This window comes from Maritalea mobilis (assembly GCF_004363175.1).
Taxonomy (GTDB): Bacteria; Pseudomonadota; Alphaproteobacteria; order Rhizobiales; family Devosiaceae; genus Maritalea; species Maritalea mobilis.
On the sequence record NZ_SNYR01000002.1, the window covers coordinates 1 to 22,299 of the forward strand.

Annotated in this window: 19 protein-coding genes and 1 tRNA gene; 1 reads left to right on the top strand and 19 read right to left on the bottom strand. The window is 49.7% G+C overall.

Going from position 1 to position 22,299, the window contains the following annotated elements:
- From ATL17_RS07670 to ATL17_RS07760, 19 genes are all read right to left on the bottom strand, one after another.
- The coding region (locus ATL17_RS07670) for an Ig-like domain-containing protein (protein WP_208111168.1) at window positions 1-1,784 on the bottom strand (1,784 nt) is incomplete at its 3' end.
- A gap of 175 nt (window positions 1,785-1,959) precedes the next feature.
- Entirely contained in the window at window positions 1,960-2,859 is a 900-nt protein-coding gene (locus ATL17_RS07675; protein WP_133572229.1) for a type 1 periplasmic-binding domain-containing protein, read from the bottom strand.
- Window positions 2,860-3,075: 216 nt separating this feature from the next.
- Window positions 3,076-3,702, bottom strand: a complete 627-nt coding sequence (locus ATL17_RS07680; protein WP_133572230.1) for a ribbon-helix-helix domain-containing protein — start codon at window positions 3,700-3,702, stop codon at window positions 3,076-3,078.
- Complete coding sequence (locus tag ATL17_RS07685) at window positions 3,699-5,021, bottom strand: HlyD family type I secretion periplasmic adaptor subunit (RefSeq protein ID WP_246028665.1); 1,323 nt, start codon at window positions 5,019-5,021, stop codon at window positions 3,699-3,701. The genes ATL17_RS07680 and ATL17_RS07685 overlap by 4 nt, the downstream gene beginning before the upstream one ends.
- Entirely contained in the window at window positions 5,018-7,150 is a 2,133-nt protein-coding gene (locus ATL17_RS07690) for a type I secretion system permease/ATPase (RefSeq protein ID WP_166638942.1), read from the bottom strand. The genes ATL17_RS07685 and ATL17_RS07690 overlap by 4 nt, the downstream gene beginning before the upstream one ends.
- 148 nt (window positions 7,151-7,298) lie before the next feature.
- Window positions 7,299-8,738: a TolC family protein gene (locus tag ATL17_RS07695; RefSeq protein WP_133572232.1), complete on the bottom strand. Its 1,440-nt coding sequence runs from the start codon at window positions 8,736-8,738 to the stop codon at window positions 7,299-7,301.
- A 30-nt stretch (window positions 8,739-8,768) separates the two neighbouring features.
- Window positions 8,769-9,131, bottom strand: a complete 363-nt coding sequence (locus ATL17_RS07700) for a hypothetical protein (RefSeq protein ID WP_166638943.1) — start codon at window positions 9,129-9,131, stop codon at window positions 8,769-8,771.
- A 448-nt stretch (window positions 9,132-9,579) separates the two neighbouring features.
- A tRNA-Ser gene (locus ATL17_RS07705) sits at window positions 9,580-9,672 on the bottom strand.
- Window positions 9,673-10,218: 546 nt separating this feature from the next.
- A complete protein-coding gene (locus ATL17_RS07710) occupies window positions 10,219-11,265 on the bottom strand; it encodes a hypothetical protein (protein WP_133572234.1) in 1,047 nt (348 codons plus the stop codon).
- 9 nt (window positions 11,266-11,274) lie between these two features.
- Window positions 11,275-11,487 (bottom strand): hypothetical protein, encoded by a 213-nt coding sequence (locus ATL17_RS07715; protein ID WP_133572235.1) that lies wholly within the window; start codon window positions 11,485-11,487, stop codon window positions 11,275-11,277.
- Window positions 11,484-11,918 carry a hypothetical protein gene (locus ATL17_RS07720; RefSeq protein WP_133572236.1) on the bottom strand — a complete coding sequence of 145 codons (435 nt, stop codon included), beginning with the start codon at window positions 11,916-11,918 and terminating at the stop codon, window positions 11,484-11,486. The genes ATL17_RS07715 and ATL17_RS07720 overlap by 4 nt, the downstream gene beginning before the upstream one ends.
- 8 nt (window positions 11,919-11,926) lie before the next feature.
- Window positions 11,927-12,748, bottom strand: coding sequence for a glycoside hydrolase family 108 protein (locus ATL17_RS07725; RefSeq protein ID WP_133572237.1), 822 nt, complete (start codon window positions 12,746-12,748; stop codon window positions 11,927-11,929).
- 25 nt (window positions 12,749-12,773) lie between these two features.
- Window positions 12,774-15,161, bottom strand: a complete 2,388-nt coding sequence (locus tag ATL17_RS07730; RefSeq protein ID WP_166638944.1) for a right-handed parallel beta-helix repeat-containing protein — start codon at window positions 15,159-15,161, stop codon at window positions 12,774-12,776.
- Window positions 15,162-15,227: 66 nt separating this feature from the next.
- Window positions 15,228-17,480 carry a phage tail protein gene (locus ATL17_RS07735; protein WP_133572239.1) on the bottom strand — a complete coding sequence of 751 codons (2,253 nt, stop codon included), beginning with the start codon at window positions 17,478-17,480 and terminating at the stop codon, window positions 15,228-15,230.
- Window positions 17,468-17,869 (bottom strand): DUF6950 family protein, encoded by a 402-nt coding sequence (locus ATL17_RS07740; protein ID WP_133572240.1) that lies wholly within the window; start codon window positions 17,867-17,869, stop codon window positions 17,468-17,470. The genes ATL17_RS07735 and ATL17_RS07740 overlap by 13 nt, the downstream gene beginning before the upstream one ends.
- Window positions 17,866-18,507, bottom strand: a complete 642-nt coding sequence (locus ATL17_RS07745) for a hypothetical protein (protein ID WP_133572241.1) — start codon at window positions 18,505-18,507, stop codon at window positions 17,866-17,868. Before ATL17_RS07745 ends, ATL17_RS07740 begins: the two co-directional genes overlap by 4 nt.
- Window positions 18,504-19,217, bottom strand: a complete 714-nt coding sequence (locus tag ATL17_RS07750; RefSeq protein ID WP_133572242.1) for a hypothetical protein — start codon at window positions 19,215-19,217, stop codon at window positions 18,504-18,506. The genes ATL17_RS07745 and ATL17_RS07750 overlap by 4 nt, the downstream gene beginning before the upstream one ends.
- Window positions 19,214-20,983, bottom strand: a complete 1,770-nt coding sequence (locus tag ATL17_RS07755; protein ID WP_166638945.1) for a phage tail length tape measure family protein — start codon at window positions 20,981-20,983, stop codon at window positions 19,214-19,216. Before ATL17_RS07755 ends, ATL17_RS07750 begins: the two co-directional genes overlap by 4 nt.
- Before the next feature lie 69 nt (window positions 20,984-21,052).
- Entirely contained in the window at window positions 21,053-21,604 is a 552-nt protein-coding gene (locus ATL17_RS07760) for a BRO-N domain-containing protein (protein ID WP_133572244.1), read from the bottom strand.
- Window positions 21,605-21,828: 224 nt separating this feature from the next.
- On the opposite strand from ATL17_RS07760, the gene ATL17_RS07770 reads away from it, so the two are divergent.
- Complete coding sequence (locus ATL17_RS07770; RefSeq protein WP_133572246.1) at window positions 21,829-22,260, top strand: Rap1a/Tai family immunity protein; 432 nt, start codon at window positions 21,829-21,831, stop codon at window positions 22,258-22,260.
- Window positions 22,261-22,299: the final 39 nt, after the last annotated feature.

Below are 22,299 nucleotides of genomic sequence, written 5' to 3' on the forward strand. Positions count from 1 at the left end.
GTGATCGGTTGTGTCGCGGTGTCCGCATCATTATCACCATCGGTCAAGGTGTAATCAAACGAGGCATCAACACCAGCCGCATTATCAAGATTGGCGTTCGGATCAAACGTCCACGCCCCTGCACTGGTGAACGTATAGGTTCCGTTCGCTGTGACAAACTGATAAACGCCGCCACCAAGATCCGTACCGCTGGTCAACGCAACCATTCCGGACCCAACATCAATATGGGTCAAGCTCGCCCCGTCTGCGCCAAGCTCATCATTGCTCAACACATTCCCAGAGATCGTGCCAACTGCATCTTCCGCAACAGATTGTGCCCCATCATCAATCGCATCTGGTACATCGTCCACAACTTCAATATGGATCGTCGCAATGTCGGAAGATCCGTCTTCGTCGGTGACTTCTACATCAAATGCCTCAACTATAGTGTCGTTGCCCGCATTGTTATGATCTTCGGAATTTGCGTCGAGCGTATAGCTATATCCAATTGTACCACCGACCACTTCTCCGGTTGATGAAGTGATGGGGGTAAATGAGGTGATTGTAAGCGTGCCAATGCTGGTGCCGACTGTGGGCGTACCACCAACAAATGCGCCATTCTCAAAAATGGTTACGCCTTCGATGGTGATGGTTTGCGTGCCATCTAACGCATTGAAGCTAAACGTTCCTGATTGAGTGAGTGCGGCATTATCTGGTGCCGTACCATCTGAAAGATTGGCTTCGTAGACAATTTCATCCGGACCTTCCACAGTTAGCCCGTTAATGAAAACGCCATCGTCACTGCCAAAAATCGTGATTGTTAGCGTAGCGCTACCGGTGCCGCCGTTGCCATCAGAAATGGAATAAGGGAAACTCTCGGTCAGAGTTTCGCCTTCCGAAAGACTCTGAATGACCAAATCTTGGGAATTAAGGCTATAGGTGTAGCTTCCATCATCATTCAGAACCAAGGTGCCATATTGGCCAAAATAGGTACCCGCGTTGGTCACCGTCAATGTATCTGTTGGATTTTCATCTGTATCTGCTTGGTCAGCAAAATCGCCGGCAGGTGCACCTGGGTGATTGATGTTTTCCAATACATTGCCCGTCGCTTCTCCTTGGAATGATGCCCGCGCGCTATCGGAATATTCACCATCTTCTTGCACCCAATTGGTGTCATCTAGCCCAATGGGATCGACGTTGGTTTCCGGCCCTTCATAAATCTCTTCTTGTTCCGGCGTTGCAAATGCCAGCGCGGTGGGTGGCAATAGCGGCGAAATGCCTAGACCGTCGCCAATCGAACCTTGAGAACTGTCTTGATAAGCCCCATGAGAATCCTGCACGGGTTGAGGCGTATCTGCCTCGCCGGTTACAGAAGGCCCTGCAGCTGGTTGAATATTATTCGCGTCAAAAAGTGCCTGTAGTGCTTCGCTCGGAAACTCGACATCACCAACAAAGACTGTCATGCCCTCCACGGCACCATTTGGGACGAAAATAATCGTGCCGTCTGGCTGCAAAAACTCTAATTCACCGTCAACAACTCTTGGCTGGGTAAGGTCAGCTCCTTCAGGCAATTGCGCGACATTGTTCTCACCTAAAGGGATTTCAACACGGAGATTTGCATTTTCGGCACCAGCATTTGTGCCTTCACCGCCCTCTTCCTCGGTCGGCTCCTGATTTTCTTCAACAGGTTGCTCTTCTTCGCTCTCAACAACATCTTCAGCTTGCGCAAGCAAGATTGTGTCGTCCAGCTCAATTGGATTGATGTCTTGATTTTGTGCTTGATCTTTATTGACGTCGTTGGCCATGAGACCGCTCCACCCAGCTTCATATTAACTATTTGTTAACAACTAAAGCTGAGCGCCGAATATCGCGCAATAGATCACAATGGCAAATGCATAACAGGTTATACATTTCAGTTTAATTATTCGTTAACCTTAATGGATTTGCATAATATAATATGCATTCAGACGCTTTCTTAACTTACTGCCGTTGGGAAAGTATCCATTTTCGAATACTTCTTCCCTGCTCGTTGATGCGGAACCAACCAAGCTGCCCTTTAAAGCCTTTGTCATTTGTCAGGATACGTGGCGTATATGCTTCTGCTCCTGCAATTTGAGGCAATGCAGCGGTTAGAACAACCAAATCATATATGGCGGCACCGCGTACTGAAGCGTTTTGTCCATATGTGGATTTAAACAACTGAGCAAAGCCAGACAGCTTGTTCTCTGTGGGCGTGGGGATATGGGCACCGCTCAAATTGGCATATGCTGTGAGGTCCAGCACCCAATCTGCGTTGCCGAAAATAGTAGGACTTGCAGCCGGATTTGCCTGACCAGCCAAAAAGGCGGAAGCCAGATTTGGCGATGTTGCGAATATTATCGCTGCCTGCGCCCCTGCACCTGTTTGCTGAAGATTGATCGCCTCCGCTGAGCCGATGCTCACCACGGCCGCTTGTAAGCCATTTTTAGCAGCCTGCCCCTCAAGTTGTGCTGTCAACTCTCCAGAGCGCGCAGAAGGCGTTCGAACGATAAACACCTTCTTCAACTTAAGCGCCCGGGCTTTCTCAGCCATGATTTTTGCTTCACCAGCAATATCCGTATCGGCTGAATAAAGCATCCTATCAACATTTGCGGCAGGTGCCAGTGTGATGACTGGGATTAAATTGCCAGACAGCTCGGCGGCAAGCTGGGCACTTTGTGCCGCATCAACATCGGTAATAACAATATCAACATTTGCACTGCGCAATGAAGCCGCATTGTTCCGCAACGAAGAACCATCGTTTCCGGCGCGGCGCACCACAAGTGTGATGGGTGTTTTTGTTAGTTTTTGAGTTGCAAGCTTGCCTGCGAGATAAGGAGCATTTGTTGCGCCATCGCTCAATGCGCCATAATCATCGCTGACCAAAAGGCCGACGGTGACGGTTCCAGACCCAACGCGTTCGGCATTTGGCGTTTGGCTAGCGGTAGGTCGATTGCCATCATTCGTCCCGTTCACCGTGCAAGCCGCTAAGCTAAATAGGCAAGCAAAAATCGCAATAAACCGGCCAATCACACGGAGATCGTTGAAAACTATTTTGGTCATGGCCGCCATTCCAATCTAAGATTTAATAAAACCAATCAAACAATGTTCTGGAAAAACTGGCAAGCAAATAACACGCGCTTGTCCGCGTCTTTGTTGCTCGCCAACACGCAATAAATAACCACAATCAACTGAGCTTTCTTGCGTTTCCAGTTTTGCAAACAACTCTTCAATGGGTGTTTCTAAAATAAGTTGTATCCGTTCTGCATCGACTTGCATGGTCATTTGCCCGGTGAGTACGCGCACAACATGCAAAAACTCATGATTGACTTGCTTTAGCCGCTTTTGCCGATCAATTGCGAAGGATGGAACTGGAGCTTTTTGGATGCGCTTTATCGTTTCTGTACCATTTGCACGCAAAGCTTCAAGTTCATTGCGCAATGTACTGGTTACAAATGTGCGCACTACACTGGCAGTGTTGCCATTGATGCGCTGGCTTTCAGCCACCAGTTCTCGCACAAATTCGTTGGGTTTCATCCCCTTTTCCGCCGCCAGCATCTCAATGGAACGCCAAAATACTTTTTCCAGCCTTATGCCTTTGCGTGTGTCGCCATTGGCGATCGCGTGAAACTCTTGCTCCAACTCGGCGTGCAAATGGTCGAAATCTATAACACCATGTCTGGTGAGGTTTTCGTTGTCCATCATCGCTCCCTCAAAGCCTCGTCACGGGCTTTTGTTATGGGTTTCGATAGATATTGGAGCACAGTTTTGCGGCCGGTTAGAATTTCCACATTGGTCACCATGCCTGGGAAAATCGGCAGAGATTGATCGCCAAACTTCAGCTCTGATGATGGCGTGGAAAGCAATACGATGTAGTATGTTTCGCGGGTATTTTGATCGACAATAGAGTCCGCTGACACATTTTGCACCGTGCCCTTCAACCCGCCATAAATTGAAAAGTCATAAGCAGTAAGCTTGATATTTGCCTCCTGACCCGGCAAAACAAACGCAACATCAGATGGTTTGAGCTTGGCCTCTACCAGCAATTGCTCAGTTAGCGGCACAATATCCAAGATGCGATCACCCGCGCGCACCACAGCACCAATGGTGTTGATGTCTAAATTGTTGACGATCCCATCGACAGGTGAGCGAATTTCGGTTCGCGACAATTGGTCGGTCGCGCCGCGCAAGGTTTCGCTGGTGGACGCATATTCAGCCAACCGCGAAGTCAGCTCCCCCAGCGCCTCTTCTTTAAATTGAGCCTCGGTCAATGTCGCTTGCAATTGAGATTCCTGCACCGCAGCGGTCAAACGCGCTCTAGTCTCATTTAAGGCATCGATCTGCCCCGTTAGCTCAGATACATCACGCTGCGTTGCCAGCAACTCAGTTTGCGCAACAAGATTTTTGGCGGCCAATGGCTCCACCAGTGCCAACTGTTTTTGTGCCAGAGCCAAGCTGTTGGTCAGCCGCGTCAAATTCTGCGTCGCTTCGTTGAGTTCCCTTTGGCGTTGCTCCACTCGCGATACAAAAACCTGCTTTGAATTCGCCAGATTTTCCGCCCGCGCATCCATCAATCGTTGCTCGTTTTCGCAAATCTCAGGTTCAACATTGAAAACGCTTTCCGGGCAATTGAAGGCTTGATTTGGGCGAAGTCCTGCTTCGTGGCGAAGGCGTTCAATTTGCACTTCCAGCGCGCGCACTTTGGCTTCCACCTCACCTGCTGATGAGGCCGTGGTTGTGTCGTCTAACCGCACAAGGATTTGGCCGCGTTTCACATTTTGGCCCGTGCGCACAAATATCTCGGCCACCACGCCTGAAACACCACTTTGCACAATCTGGGTTTTGCCTGTTGGGATGATACGTCCCTCAGCGCGCGAAATTTCATCTACTTTTGCGAATGAAGCCCAAAGCAAGGCAAAGGTACTGAACAATGCAATCAGCAAAATTACCAGCGCACCGCGGTTTGGCGCAGTCGCGGCAACACCTTCAAATCTTTGGCGCATTTGCATCTGATCCAAACTCATGTCGACGCTCCGTTCGATTTGAGCTGCGCCAATACTTTGTCACGCGGGCCATCCGCCACAAGCCGACCATTGTCGATAACCAGCAAACGGTCGACAAGGCTCAGTAGGCTTTGTCGGTGCGTTGCAATGATCACTGTATGGTCGGGTTTTAGACTTTCCCGCAAATGTTGCACCAGCTCCCGTTCCGTCACCATATCCATGGAACTAGACGGTTCATCGAGGAATAGCACTTTCGGATTTGCCAACAATGTTCGGGCCAAAGCGATTGCTTGGCGTTGACCGCCGGAGATAAGGGAGCCACGCTCACCCACTGGCATATCGAACCCCAATGGATGCAAAGCAACAAATCTCTCAACGCCAGATTTGCGGGCCGCCTCGAGTAATTCCTCATCTGTCGCCTCAGGCGCACCCAGCATAATGTTCTCGCGCACGGTGCCATCGAACAACTCTGGATCTTGCAACACCAAGCCAATATTTTTCCGCAAATGCGCTGGGTGATATTGGCTGATCGAGATCCCATCGACCAAAATGCTGCCTTCCGTCGGCTCGTAGAATTTCAGCAGGAGCCGACCAAGCGTTGACTTACCGGCACCGATGCGCCCGATAACGCCAACTTTCTCGCCTTCGGCAATCTTAAAACTGACCTGATCAAGCACGAACCGATTTGATTGCGGGTAGGCAAAGCGCACCTTATCGAATTCAATCCGCCCCTGCCCCACAGTGCGCTGAATGAAGCGATGATCCTGGTGCCGCTCGTCCTTCAGGCTCATCAGCTCGCCCAAGCTTTTAAACGCTTCAAATGCGCCGCGTGTTTTCAATATGGCTGTGGAAATTTGGGACACAGGCGCGATGATGCGGTTTGAAAGCATCATGGACGCAATAATTGCCCCCATGCTCACTTCGGCAGCGGCGAACCGATAAGTGCCAGCGATGATAATGCTCACCAGTGCCACCTGCCCCATCAGCGCCGTGAAATAAATCGCTGTGGATTGCAAAGCGCGTACTTTGTTTTGCGTTTGGGACGAGATCAAAACTGTGTTTTCCCATTTGCGCAAAAAGTGGCCTTCAGCGCGCGCAGCTTTCACTGTTTGCACTGCGCCCAAGGTCTCGAACAACACGGCATTCTTGCTGGAAATTTCAGCCATTGCCGCCCGTACATATTTTCCGGCACGCAAACCGATGATGATAGTGACCAAAATGGCAAGCGCCGAAGCAATAAGCGGGAAAATCACGACCCAGCCGACCAAAAGCGAAACAATGAAGGCAAAGAAACCAAGAAACAGCACATCGATGAACATTACAATTGTGCTCGATGCAAAGAACTCGCGCAGAACTTCATATTGGCTGATTTTGGCAGCGAATGCGCCTGTAGAACTTGGCCGATCTGAAATCTGCGAGTTCATCACCCGGTCGAACAAAACAGACGACAGTCTGAAATCTATTGTCCGGCTTGCTTCATCAATCAGCGCCCCACGCGCGATCTTCAACAACAGGTCGAAGATGAACACAATGCCTAAGCCGATTGCCAAAACCCAAAGGGTTGAAAGTGCCTTGTTTGGCAACACACGGTCATAAACATTTAGGGTGAAGAGCGACATGGCAATCGCAAATATATTGATGAAGATGGTGCCCAAAATGATGTGAAATATTGCACGCTTTTGGTTGGCCAGTGCGTGGGTTAGCCAATGTTTTTGTTGCTTTTGCTTGTCAGAAACATTGGTCGGCCGCACGCTAAGGCCGACTTTGGTATCCGTCCCCAACTCCTCAGGCGTTAGTGTCTGTTTGCCATCAATATGCGGATCATATGTGAGATAGTTTCCATCTTCACGTCGTTCGATCAGCAGGAAAATTGTGTCATCGGCTCGTTTTAAAATCGCAGGCATGTCATAGTCAGCGATTTTCCCAACGGGAGAAGATATTGGCGTGCACAGCAAGTCCAATCGCTGCAGCGCTCGAGGCAAAGACGCGAAATCAAGAACATTGTTGTCAAGTGGAAGCCCCGCAACCAACTGCTCGGGCGTGGACGCACGGTCAAAGTGCCGCGATATGAACAATGCAATTTGTTCTACGTCACGCGCATGGCGTTCAACGCGCACCTCTTGGATACTATCCGCGCTTACATCACCCAAGATTCTAACCTCGTACTAACATCTTGATTTGCAAACACAACCATTCGCGGCAGCACTAAAATTGCTGCTGCCGAGACGCTCTAATAGACGCCAGCGGAGGCATACCGAAGCATGTCAATTGCTACAAATGGAAAATATTAACAAAAAATTAATTAACGAAAGAAGTAAGGTCGATTGGTTCCTCGAAGTTTACAGGCTCCAACTCTCTTGGCTGATAGCTATCTGCGGAAGGGGTATTCAACTTTTCACGCGCATATGCGTTGGATTGGCTAGGCGCTTCTAGGCCCAGATATTTCAGCAACTGTCCGGTTGCTGCCAACAAACGATATTCTGCGAAGCGCTGGCTATATTGCGCAGTCTCATACAAAACTTGCACATTAAATTTGGTGTTTTGCGCATCCAGCACGTCCAACAATGACCGCTGATTGACGCTGAACTGGCTGCGATATGAATCCACCAAATCGCTTGATGCTTTTAGTTGCGATCCATATTGCGCTGACAATGAGCCTTGGCGCCCCATACGTGTCCATGAAATGCGCACAGCTTCTTCAACTTCCCGCAATACTTGCTGTTGCCCTAGAGCAACCTCAGTTTCACGCCGCGCATTTTCCTGAATTTCAGCTCGCTTGATGCCACCGTCGTAAAGGTTCCATTTCAAGCTCAGCTTAACTTGCAGATCATTTGTTGCACCATCAACGCCATTCACGTCATAGCCAGCTGACGCACGGCCCTGAAGGTTGATCGTTGGGTTCAAACCACTGCGCGATTGCTCAACAACAGCTGCCGCCGCATCAATATCTGCATTTGCCATCAGAAGACGTGGATTGTTCGCACGGGCCTTGCTGATTGCTTGTGACAATGAATTCGGCATAAAGGCGCGCGAGACGCGAGAAGGCATTTGCCCTGCGTCTAATGACACATATACCAATTTGTAGAAGCCAATTTGCGCAAGATCTAGCGCTTCGCGCGCTTCTGTTAGCCGCGCACGCGCTTGGCTCAAACGCTCATCAACCTGCTGGGTTTCGGCCGCAGTTAGCTGGCCGTTTTCAACGGCGGCGCGCACATCGTTCCGTGTTTGCTCATGAAACGCCACATTTTGCCGCGCAATATTCACAACACGCTGCTGCAAAAGCACCTGGAAATATTCACGCGCCACTTCAAGGCCAATAAACTCACTGCGCTCAAGCACTCGGAATGATGCACCATCCACCCGAGCTGCTTGTCGATTTGCTTCAGCACGGCGGAAACCGCCATCCCAAATATCGTGAGAAACAATCACATCCACTTGTGAAGGGTAAAGCGGGTCATCTTGAATGCCTGAAAAGCGCCGGCTGGGATTGTCCAAACGCTGCACACCAGTTGAAATTTCCAAATCAACGCGTGGCATATACAAGCCGAGTGCTTGTCTCAGCTCAAATTCCACAGCTTCTCTGTTTGCCATGGACTGGCCGATTTCTGGGTTTGAATCAACTGCAATCACCACGGCATCTCTTAGCGACAAGGCATATGCCGATACGCTGAGGTTCAACGCTATAAAAGCGCTTGCCGCTAAACCTTTTATAATTTTCATGCCCGTGATCGGTTTCATTTGCTACTATCCAGTGTCACGATTTCAGTGCTAACGCGCATTCACCATACGGCGATAAAAACAGTCGCACTTCTTTGTCGACTGCGCATCAAGATGTCCGGTTTGCATATAGCCAATAGATGTTTGGCAAGCGATTTTGGTTTCCCCTGCCCACTCATAAGCCGCGCTTTTTGAATCCTTTACAGCAGGATCTACAAGCGCAGCTTTCGCTGCGGCATAATACTCTTCTACAAGAGATTGAATTTCAGAATCTGCCAAATCCATGATGGAGGATTGACCAGAATAAAGGCACGTCCCTGCCCTTGCATTGCCTGCAAGCGGGTCCGCTGCATATACACTCGAAGCAAAAAGCGACATCACCAAGGTCACTAATAGTGCATTTATTTTTGGCACGCCCTTATCTCCCCCATAAGTCGCCGAACACATTTAAGAACCTAACAAAATCTTAATATGCAGCATACTTTTTATATAAGGAAGTGATAATTTACAAGCCCAGTTATATAAAATTTATCCGATTGGTTAATAATGCAAGTGATTACATAACTTTAGGTTTTACGCAAAATCCAATATGAACTTTTTATAACATATCGACGCGCAGAATCCCCGGTAACAAGCGGTTAGCGATCGATATATTCGAAATGGCAAGGACTCAGATCAGTCCAGATTCTCAATATATATGGCTCAGCCAATTTATCTTTATCATTTTAAATAGTTTAATCCGCCACGCATAAGAATGTCGCCTGGACAACCGAAACGCTTGACCGAACTCTCTTTGAGACAACAATCTTTTCAAATCGCCTTAAAACCAACAACGATTTCTAGTTGAAATTTTCAAAGGGAATGGCGGAGAGGAAGGGATTCGAACCCTCGAGACAGCTCTACACCGCCTACTCCCTTAGCAGGGGAGCGCCTTCGACCACTCGGCCACCTCTCCGAGGCCGTGAATAACCCCATAACCCCCCTGATTGCAAGCGCTTTTTATAAAAAAGTGACAATCCGGTGTAATTTCCCCAAATTGCAGGTAATTGCAGAACGATGCAAGAACACGCTGGAAAATTGGCACAAAATTGACACAGTGAGATTCATGATATGTTCTTACTATGAATCAGTGGTGGCAATAATGATCGACATAAACCAAAGCACATTGCAGGCCAAAATAGAAAACAATGATCGGATTATGATCACATGCAACAATTGTATGCACCGGGGATTTGTGAATCTGGTTGCGCTCACAAGGCGTTTGCCAATGGATACAGAATTGCTTGCACCGCTTTTAACAAGGCTGCACTCATGCCCTGAGTGCAAAAAGGCTGGTCGCCGGGCAAAGAACCTTGCATTTACGGTTATGTCTGGGTCAGTGCCATCGCCACCAAATGGCAGTGCTAATGGTTAGGCTTTGGCGGCTGAATAGCCATGCAGCTTTGCCATGAATTGGCCAGCCGATTGATTAGGCGCTTGGTGTCTTGTGAAACCTCTTGTTTCATGCTGCTTTACGGCGCAAGAATGTCAAATAATCCAAGCCCTGCTCAAGGTCGAGCGTTGCATGAACAATCGGGTTTGTGTTTGCGGTATTGGGATCAATAATTGTGATGCCAGCGTTGCCGCCTGTCTGTTCTGGGAACTGGCCCCGGTGCGCATATTCGTCACATTCTTTGTACCCACGGCACCGCATAAGCCAAGATGATGTGCCGCGTTGTGCAAATTCTTCAAAGTGCAAAGCAGCCTCGTGCTTATGGCCTGAGAAATAGAAGTGCGCGCCCTCGCCCATCTTTGCCTCTTTGGTTTCAGCGTGAAGGGTGTTCCATTGTGAATGGCCCTTGAAATTGTGGGAAACGTCCAGCTTCACTTCACGCTTATTGCCACACTCAAGAATGAATTGCGCCCGCCAATCGTGCATAGGCACAAACCCGGCATTGATACGCCGCAGGATGGACTCGCCGCCCTCCCAAACATCATGATTGCCCAATACCCAAAAGAGCCAGTCTTGGCTGCTGTGATGAAGAAACCAATCAACAAGTTGCCGTTCTTGTTCGCGGCTGGTTTCCTGATCGGCCCATTTCTTGGCCAAGCGCCCATTTGTGGGCCAGTTGTTGGATGCATCGCCCATAAATGCCGAATAGGCATAAGGCGTTTGAGCGGTCATTTCTAGGTGTTTAACCAAGGTGTCATAGTCACACCCATTGTCGCCTAGGTGAACATCTGTAAACCACGTGATTGCAAAAGGCTCATTGGTTTTCACGCGCACGCGCCGCCACTTATGGGCTTGCCAATGGGCTTTGCGCTTGCGTGATCGCTTGGCCAGTGTTTGGATAAGCTCGGCAGCGTCTTCCGATAGAGGCGGCAATTCATCAAATTCAGGCTTTGGACCTTGAAGTGTGACGCCTCGTGCGGCTGCCAATTCTTTATGCCGCCGCAAGGTTGATCTTGATATCCCCGTTTTAATGGAGGCTTGGCGCAAGCTCGAAAATGTGTCGATTGCTTGCAGTGATGCACGTAGCGTTTCATCGCTAAGGGTATTATCGGCCATAAAAGCCCCCTATTTCTTGGGATCGTTAAGGTCTTTGCGCAGCTTTTGATTGCGCAGATAAAGATTGTAGACCGTGAACCAGACCACCAGCAGACCGCCGAGACCTAGCAAGATTTGATTTGCGCCAGTAAGCAGGTCAAGCCATGCCGTTGCTGATATGCCGAAAACGCCGACAATGGCTTGCCCTGCCTCTTTCATTGTGAAATGCCCCGTATTAGTCATTTGCGCCCCCCGATTTGAGAGGCCAGTATTTGCGCAGCACCCAAGCCCGCGCCTGAGTAAAAAATGTTTGCGAACACGATGTCGGCATAGCGCAAAAGCTGATCGGGCAGTTTGGCCACATCTGGCAACGCGCCGTTGAAAAGGCTGTCCAACATGCCCCAACTAAACCAAGCGGCAAGCGAAATTGCGCACATGCCCCAAGCAATCCAGAACACCTTGAAATTCATGGCCTTCATAATGACCTTGGCCGAATTATCTTGATGGTTGATTGCGATTTTGGTTGCGTTGTTGGATGCGTTTTGCTCACGCGCCGAACGAATCCGCAATCGTTCCGTTTCGTTATTGGCGTGTTTCTCAAAGCTGCTGAGAACGTTCTCGACAAATCTGCCGCCAAGTTTTGTAGCAATCCATGCGAAAATGCTTGCAATCATATCACCACCTATGTCGGATCAGCGTTTTGAATGGTGCGGATCGCATAGAATACGCCCACAGCGATAAAAGCGACCACAAGAGCGGCCAAGGCCCATTGAAACGGCCCATTGCCCTGTGTCATTGCTCCAAGGCTTGTGAGTAGCCCGCCAAGCGGCCCCCATGCTTCGGGCTGTTGTAGTGCATCGATAACATTGGGCTTCTCGGGCTCACCTTTGGCGGTGCCATGATTTTGCGGCGCCGGGATATTTGGCACAGGATATTTAGACGCAAGCATAGTTGCCCGGTCGATTACGCCAATGTCATCCGTTTGAACGCCTGTGCGATTACCCATCACGCGCTTGGTCCAGCCGCGACCAAAAGTCTTGAATGTCTTGAGGCTGCGCAAGAACCGCATACGGCGCTCACAATACAGCTGGATCAGCTCTTTGATTTGCTGCTCGTCGAGTTTGTTGATCGCACCCATCGTTTCGGGCCCTATAACGCTATCAACCTTGATACCAGCGCCCATATCATTTAGGCTACGTTGCAAGTCTTTGATCGCCTTACCGGGGCCGGAATTGGTCGCGTAATCGGGCACCGCATAATCAAGACCACTTGGTAGGTCATCACCGCGCACAACATCCCAATAACGAGCCTTGAGAATGTCTTCAGCCTCTTTTTTGGTCAGCGCCTTCATTTGGGCAATGGAAACTTTCTTTCCACGCCATTGCTCAAGCACCCGCTTTGTGATGCCATGATTGGTAGGTCCGCCCGGATCGTTCTTGTGGTTGACGTAACCGCCTTCCGACAAGCCAATCCAAGCAATGACCTGCGGCCAATTGCTTTGCATGTTATGCTCCAATGTTTGAAAGGCTTTAGTTGGCCCGATACGTGATCTTAATTCTGAAGCTGCCAGTGCCAGTGCCAGCAATCACTTTATATCGGTTATAGCCGCTGGCGCGTGTGTCAATCGAGTTGCCAGCAACAGTCAAATCTGTTTTGCCGCGTGTAAAAGTCAAAGTGCTAATATCGACCTGCGACACATTAACTTGGAAATTAGCACTATCGCCCAAGGCCACATTGCACCCAGTAAGTGAGCCAACCGCATCTATGATTTCGACGCTTTCAATCTCACCACCCCAATTGTATTCGCCGATCTCAGTCCACTCAATATCACCAGTGCTCACATCAGCTTTTAACGCTGGCGAAATAAACACACGTTTGTTAGGCAATTCACCATCGCCAAAGTCATAATATGAGTTTGCGCCAACATCGTTGTTTGCACCGCCATTTGACGCGTAAGTGCCAAGTTTCGTAAGGTTTGTTGCTGCGTTTTCGACATAATTACGCTGCCATTCCATATCTACAATATTAGCGCTCGTTAAAGGCAAATAGACATGCAGCAAATCTTCTGAACCGCCACTATCGAGATAAAAAGCGTTATCAGTAATTGATCCGCCTTTAATTCGACCGTGCTGCACACAAGCCACGCGTGTTGCAATGGTCGTCGTTGCAGCGTTGCCAACATAGTTGGATTTCATGGTTAGGCCAAAGATGGTGTAGACCTTGGACAGGACAAATGGTGTTGAACATTGCTCAATATAGTTATTTGTGAGCGTGACGCCGTTACAATTGCCATCACCAGTGTCACTTGTTGAAGCAATCCATATCCCGTCAAGCGACGTTTCAATAATGTTATTATCGACACGGACCCCTTGGCTTTGGCCAATTTGTATTGCACGACCTGCTGAACCGCCAGTGATCGTATTTTTAAAGAACACCCCGCCATTGCAGTTGTTTAATGCACGTAGGGCTGTGTAAGCTCCACTTGTAAGGATGTAGTTATCCTGCACAATTAAGCGATAACATAGCTTTAAGTTGATTGCATGAGCGCCACTACACCGGATTTCACAACCCTCAATTGTCAGGTTTGGCGCGAAATCACCGTTGATGCATTCAGCACCTGTATTCTCAATCTTTAATCTGCTAATAACATTAGATCGGATCGAGCCAGTGCCGTCACCGATCTGCAAGACAGGCCCAGTGCCGTCACCCACAAGACCCTTTTTCCATTTACCTGCACCGCGAATTTCTTGATTGTTCAGCAGATCAAGGGTTGAGACCAGAAAACCGTTTTCAGTTTCAGGAATGTAAATATTTAAGCCAGTGTCTAAAGCGGCCTGAATGGCGTTAGTGTCATCTGTAACGCCATCACCAACCGCACCAAACCATTTAACGTTAATGGCATTTTCGATCACGCGGACCCAAGCACCACTTGCGCCAGTCGCATCAGCCGTTGGTGCAACATAAACACCTTCTTCGGTGTCTGCTGTGACTTCTGTTGATAGATCGGAGCTATCCCAAACAAACAGCCCACCGCTTACTCCCTGCACAAAAGCTACATTATAACGCGCTGTATCAAGCGCCTTTAGTGCTGTGCGGTCTGCAACCGTATGGGAAAGAGCGAGAGAATGAGCCGCTGTCAGCTTGGCATTTGTTACGCTGTTGTCTGCGAGCTTTGCGGTGGTAACTGAGCCATCAGCAACGGTAACCCCCGGCAAAAACTCAGTCCAATAAGCTCCCTCGCTTGGAGTGTTGCCAGTATTGTCATCTTGCAGGGAATACCAAATCGAACCACCATTTTCCGCTAGATCACCGAGCGAGTATGTTGTCGGCGCAGCATAAGCGCCTCGGAATGGCAAGATGCGGTCATCATTAAGTGCGCGATATTCTGATCCGGTGTCAAAGACGAGATAAGCCCGGCCCGCCACGATTGCACCTGATGCAAAATCATCGCCCGCATAGGTTTTGAAATCTTGCGCCGTTTCGCCCTCAATGGTCAAAGTCATCGCGCCAGTGTTGGTATTGGTGGGTGTAAGAACAAATAGCGAAACGGCAGCAGGATTAACACCTGTCGCAACATTGGCGGTCACGTCATTGGTGCCAGCAACGCTTTCAAGGATGGTCGCTGTATCAGGCAGATCACGCACCTTCACCCAAGCAGAACCGCTATCATCCCATGTATATTGGCCGTTGTTTGATGCAGTGCTATCGCCAACCACAAACCCCGGTGCATTGTCCGCTTTGTCTGTGATCGCGTCCAATTCGGTTTTTGTGGCGACGGCAACCGCACCAATGCCCGCGCTGGCCTCAATCCGCTTTAGAACAGTGCGCAACGGTCCTTTTTTGACCTTGTAGTCACCACTGCCGGGATCGCCTAAAGTGTTGTTGTCACGCAATGCGCTATCAATGGTATCGACCATAAAAGCCCCCATAAAAAAACCGCCCTAAAAAAGGACGGTCACGTTCGATTGAAATGTTAGGTTTTGTTAGGTTACTGTTTGCGATCCGGTGGCGACTTCTGTGCCTTCAACACCTGAGCCATTGATTGAAACGACCCAATAGTAATAATCGCCAGGAGCAAGGCCGCTATCTGTCCAAGTATCCGCGCTATTTGGTGCGCCATATTCGGTACGAACCAGTGTTGAGCTTGCGAAGTCATTTGACGTATAGCGATAGATGCGTGCGCCGACATAGTTAGATGAGTTTGGCGCAGTCCAATCAATTTGAACCTCACCACTACCCGGTGTGGCAACAACACCCGTCACCGGATCAGGCGCAGTGGTGTCAGCCGTTGCAACAACTGTTGGATATGGGTCCACCCATTCGGACGCGCCACCAGCCGTTGAAACTGTCCGATAGCGAATTTCATAGGTCGCGCCATCTTCAACCGTATCGGTATAGCCTAAGCGCTCATCCATATTGACGATAAACAACCGCCAAGCAGTTTCGCCCTGCTTGCGATATTCAAACTCATAACGGTGATCCAAGCGCGGTGGCGCATCAAATGTTGCCTCAAGCCGCACAGATGAACCAGTTGAACCCGGCACCGGAGCCGCAGACAATGAAAGGTTGCTTGGCGCTGCCAAATCATTCGTCTGCGTTGTGTCCACCAATGGTGCTGGCTTGTCGCCTTCTTCACCCGGCAACAATGTCCAGCGGTATTGATCAATCGGCACCAGCCCGGTTGAACTGATCTTGCCGCTTTCATCCAATTCAACGGGCGAAGCGATCTCATAATTGCCTGTAAAGGTATCGTCATAGTCCAATGCGACGATGCGCTCTCGGCGTGCCAACAGTGCTTTTGGCCCAAGCAACGGCCCGAGCTTATGGCGCGGCTGCAACCGCTTGCCGATAGCTTTTGCCAGCCGAACCGCTTGGTTATGGTTGTGGCAACCCAAAATCTGAAATTCTGCGAAGTTAGGCGTGCGGCCTTCTTCATAGTAATCATTATTGATCCACGGTGCGCAGGGTTGTTTGATATAGCCATAGTCTGGCTCAGTGTAGACAATCACAACACCATCAGTTTCGCTTTCACCGTCCTGTGCTTCACGACTTGACATTGTGATAATGTCGCGCTGTGCCGAAAAGGTCAGGCTTGGCTCCTGCCAAACACCAACATCAATGTAAGCCTTGCCCTCACTGTCGAACAACAGAACGCCATCACATGTGGCTAAGATTTGTTTTTCCGCGATATGGCGTTCCATATCATCCGGGATGGAGATGCCGCACTCATAGCGCGGCTGTGTGCCGCTGTTTTTGTCTGTGATGGTCACATCGCACTTGTCTGCTGCGTCCGCGACTTTATCCCAGTTGATCGCGGACATTGGCTTGTTCATGCCATAAGGATGCGTGCGGAACCATGCCCAGATCAGCGCGGCGTTAGATGAATGCGTCCACGTGCTTTCATCTTCAATGTCGTGCGAGACTTCGCGCGGGTCATAGATGCGTGAGAAGTAGCCAACGATTGAAATAGCGGGCTCACCAACACTCACCGGGCCGCGCCATCTGAAGATCTTGTGCCGATCCTCTTGCTTTACCGGGTCAACTTTGACCACCGAATAGGTCACGCCCGCCAACTTGTGCGCCGAAGTCCACTCTGAAAACTTTGAAGTGAACGACGAAATAGCTGGCGGCGTTGGGTCACTTGGTGAAAATGTGGTGCGCTTGATCGTGTAATATGGCACCAGTTCGCTAGGCGTTGGGTTGCTAAGTGTTGACCCGCTGCCGCCTTCCGTGGTCAGGCAAAAATCTTTGGTCAAAACCTTGTCGGAGCCGTTCAATTCAACTTGCAATTCGTCCAGCATATAATGGCTAAATGAAACCAACTCGCTGTCAGCGTGTGCAACCAGATACCAAAACGCACCATTATCATCGAACTCAGCAAAGATGACCGCGCCACCTGCACGCAGCTTGCCAGCCCGCAACCAACGCGGAGCTGCCTCAATCCGCACATTCACGCGAGATGCTTCTGGCGGTGTGCGTTGTGGCCGATTGAGCGCTTGAATAACGGCTGCACCGCCAGCCAAGGCACCAGCCAACAACAGCCCGCCGATTGGTGTCGCCAAAAACAAGCCAACCGACAAACCAGCCGCGCCCGCTGCCGTTGTCAAAGGAATTGCTGCAACGCCAAAAGCCGCGCCAATACCCTGCACAAATGCGGCAATGCTGATCGGATCAGCCTTTGCGGGTGTCGCAGAAAACACCAAAAGCGCGATCAATGCCGCTCTTAAATACGCCATGCCGCAATCACCTTCACAAACCGGGTGGGAATCTCGATCAAATGGGTTTCGGCACTCATTGCCACCTTGTCGCCTAAGCAAATGCCGCCCAATTCGATTTCACCGAACTGCACAACCACAATGTCGCCAAATTCAGGATCAGCCTTTTCAAAGCCCAAGCCCTCTAATTGTTGCCCTACAAGCGCCGCCACGCCCCCTGCGCGGTCAATATGCTCTTGCGCCCCTTCGCGGCTGCTGTAGGTGCCTCGGAGACCCATAGCGGGGTCAATATCGTGAATATCAGCGACATAACTTGCGCATCGCGTAAGGCAATCGCCATCGCCCCAAGAAAACGGATCTGATCGCCAAATCTTGAGGTGCTTTTTAACCGCGTCTTTTTTTGAAATCATGGAATGATAAACGTCTTGTTTGCCAGCCCGGCCACAAACTCACAGCCGCGATCCCCATCAACGCCCAAAATGGAAGCCCGGTTTTTCTGGCTTGTGTCTGTGTATGTGCCGCCCGGCGCTCGTGATCGACCTGCGTTAGCGTTTACCGCCACAACAGAAGCCACATATTGCTTTTGAAGCGCCCCGCTTTCGCCCATTGTTAGCTTCTCTTCAAAGATTGCCGACTGCATGGTGAACTGATCGAAATAATCCAAGGCGGTTTGAGGCCGAAGCCCTTCACCCTCTTCAAATATGCCCAAATAACAAGTGATGGTGCGTTCGGCCACCTGATCTTGTGAAGCCTTCAAGGCGTTGTAGGTTGTGCTGTCGATATAACCCAAAGAGAATTGATAGCGCGGGCTTGATAGGTCGCGGCCATCGCCAATCTTTGGCGTTTGGTGAAAATTCATGCCTTCCGGCGAAACCGTACCAAGCCACTCCTGGCCATCTTCACTGTAAGCCTTGCCCATTCCATCCCAAACGCGCACGGCACCCGCAAGAAAATCATATTTCCAAAAGCGGCGCACCATAATCCGCAAATCGGTCGGGTCGGTTGCTTCTGAAAGATATTCGTTGAGCTTATCTTCAAACGCACTCATACAAGCGCCTCAATAAAGGTGATCGGCCCCGGCTTGATGTATTGCCCATATTCATATTTTGAGCGGAAACTTGCAGGGTCTTTGACCTTGCCAATCATTGTTGGCGAAAGGGTCACATCATCGTTGGGCTTCATTTCAGCGCGGAGTGGCGGGCTGATTGTCAACGTTGCCGCATCACTATCATCGTAGGAAATTCTCATAACCGCATAGGCACGGCCTTGGTGGCCGATCACATGGCCCGGCAATAGTTTTTGGTTATAATTGGCCATATCGAGCGTAATTGAGGTCACACCAGCCAAATAATGGGCTGTTGCCTTCACGTTCAATTCATACGCCCAACCAATGTTTTGATCCCATAGCAGATCAGAACCGTCCTGCTCCCAAGGCACCCCAACCGTTTCATATGAGTCTGGCACTGTCACGCCAATGTCAGAGGCTTGCAAAACCTGCACAGATTTAACAATCGGAATGCGAAAAACTGATCCGTTTGCAATTTGTGACATCAGCCAAGAGATAATCCGCGCATTGCCTGTGGTGTTGGCATAGTTGAAATCCATCTCTAAAAACGCCACGCCGCCCGGCTCTGGTGAAAGAGCATTTGCACCGCCAACGGTATATGCGCCAGAAATCCCCTGCCCCGGCGCATAGAACACTTGGTTTTGAGGCACAACGGAAATGGGCCAATGATGAATGGTTGGGGTAATGGTCATGCAATTGCCCCGCGTGTCTGCTGCTGGACCTGCCAATCAGGCAAGGCACGTTTTACAGCCTCAACCGATTGTGCTGTGCCTTGCTGGATCATCTGCTGGATGCGCTGCCCATCAATCGCACCATCCAAAACAAAGGTTTGATCGATCTGCACATTGCCAGCGCCAGAAGTTAGCTGTTGCCCCGGCTTGGTAATGTCCACCCGTTCATTTGGTGACTTGCGGAAAGCAACCAGCTGGCTATCAATCCCGCCTGTGCCACCCGGCATAATCGTGCCGCCCTTGGCAAAGCCAAATAGGCCGCTAAACAAGCTGCCAATAATACCGCCAAACCCGCCGCCAAAATTAATGTTGGAAAAGGCCATCTGGGCAAGATTCATCATAATATCGGAGAGAACATCGAGCCAGTTTTTGGACCCGTCGATAACGCCCCGAAGCGATGCGCCAACAGACTTGAACATGTCTGCGAACTTGTCGCCCAAGCTGTCAACCTTGCCATCCATTTCGTCAAACTCATCTTGAGCCATTTTGACAGCACGTTGATATGTATCCCAATCAATCGCGCCAGCCTCAAGCAACTTGTTTAGCTCGTCCATTTTGGCATTGAATTGCTCTTGCGGTGTGCGTGTCGCTTCAAATACGCGCCGCCCTGCTTCTGCCAAATCGTTCGCGGCCTTCTTAAACCCGCTTGCAGCTTTTTCGATTGGTGCTGAAATAGACGATGCACCAGATTTAGGCTCTGTTGGCCAGTTGAACGAAGCGTAAAAATTAGGCACATCAGGCAACATCTGCCCGCTCTGAATTGCGCCAAGTTTCGCGGCCAATTCCTCTTGCGGTGTTTGTTTTTTCTCAATCGGCTTGATTGTGCTGTTGTAGCTGACCCAATTTTGAAAGCGATTGACCTGATCCATGAAAGCGATAAAGGCTTCGGTTGCTTTCGCAATTGCGTCAAATAGCATAGCGCCAAAATTCTGCACCGCTTGTTGAAACTCAGGTGAACTAATTTTTGCCGCCAAATTTTCAATCGACTTGCGCAGGTTTTCCATGCCGGGGCCGGAAACCTCAAATAGATCACCAAATGCGTTGCTCAACCCAGTGAGTGCGCCGCCCATTGTATCACGTGCCGCGCGCGCAGAACCGCCGAATTGTGTTTCAAGCTCACGCAGAATAATCTTTTGCGCTTCAGCAACACGCCCAGTCTCAACCAGCTCTTTGACAACCTTCTTTTGCTGCTCAGTGAACTGAATGCCGGAGCGGGAAAGTGCTGTCATGCCCAACACAGGATCGTTCAGCGCCTTACCAACTTGCAAAGCCGCTGATTTAAGGTCAGTTCCCATCGCGGTAGCAACGTTCAGGGTCGCTTCCAGTGCTTGTGGAAACGCATCCCTGCCAATTTTGGTAAAGGTCAAAAGTAGCGATTGAGCCTCAATCACGGTTTCATCGCCGTATGTGGTCACGCTTTGCATGGCAGAAGCCATCTTTTGAAGCTCTTTTGAGGTAAGCCCGGCAACCTGCTTGGTGGATTTCAGAACCGCTTCAAGCTGCTTTACCGATTTTTCTTGCGCAATTGATGCAGACAAAAAGCTCTTTGATGCTACGGCAATACCAGCCGCCGCCGCTGCCGCGCCAATGGCCACAACCTTAAAGGCACGCTTAGCGGCGAAGGCGAATTTTTCTGAACCTGTCTGCGCATTCTTCAAACCGCGATGGAATTGGGCGCTGTTCATGCCCAGGTTCACGCGCAAAGCGCCAATTACTGCTCTGGCCATTGCATTCTCCATAGAAAAACCCCGCCAAAATGACGGGGTTCAAGTGTGCAGATATGTGCACGGTTGAAGTTATGCCCTCATTGAAAGGCAGATTTCTTGGTTGGCGGCGAGTGAACCGTGCAGCAGTTTTTCAAGTGAACGCAAATGGTCACTTGTTGCTACACCCTTTCGCCCCCAAACTTCATTCAGGATTTCAATTCCGCTACTCGTCTCTGAAATGCTCTTTTGGGCCATTTCTATGATATACGGGCTTTGGTTAGACCGCTCGGCTTCTTCTTTTTCGATTAGATCGAGTATCCACCGCCGAAAGGCTTTTGCTTTCTTTGTCCGCGCCAGCATTGCAATCAAGTATGAGCCGCGAAGGCTGAAAATCCTGACTTTTCTAAGATAATTCCCTGAGGCGGTCAATTTGACCACCTGAGACATTTCGGGTGGGAATTCATCCCGGTAACGAGCAAAAATCCTTGTGACTGCTGCGCGATCCTTGCAGCCCAAAGCTGCTGACAACCCTACAGCGGTCATCCAAAGATCGCCGTCTAGTGTCAAAGTCTCAATTTCTGTAGTGTTGTAGGTTAAACCGTTGCCAGCCTTCGTAGCGGGCGTTATATGTAAAGAAGCCATTGTAACAAGTACCTTTTGTTGCTGTGGTTAGGCCCATAGAGGTGTTGCTGCACCTCCTTGGGCTGTATTACAAAACTACAAGAGGTTTTTCTGAGTGTCAACAAACGATGACAACAAAGTCTATTCAATTCGTCTCCCGAACGATCTCATACTGTTGATTGACGAGTTTCGGCGGGATCAGGATGACCTTCCTTCACGTTCCGAAGCCATAAGGCGTATACTCAATGACTATTTTATTTCGACTGGCAAAACCCCTTTTGAGGATGATGCTGATTTTAGTTAGCTTTCCAGCAGTTGTTTTCGCTCAAGAAACCCCAATATCAAGTAATGTAAACGGCAACGAAATCTACAAATACTGCACATCCGAAAAAACTACAGAAATCACCATGTGTATGGGATACCTGATTGGCCTAAATGAAGGAATCCATCTCAGCATCTCCATACCAGCAATACGTTCGTTGGGGCCTGATGCCAGTCCGGAACAGATTCAAAAGTTTGGCGAAGAACTGCTCGGATACTGCGTACCCGACGGTGTAACATACGAACAACAAAAGGACATTTTTGTTTCATATCTGAAACAGTACCCTAGTGTGCGCCATGAGGGTGCTAGGTTGCTTTATTATTCAGCTTTTATAATGGCGTTCCCCTGCAGCTAAATGTTGATCAAAGCCCTTGAGAAATACATTAACGAAGAA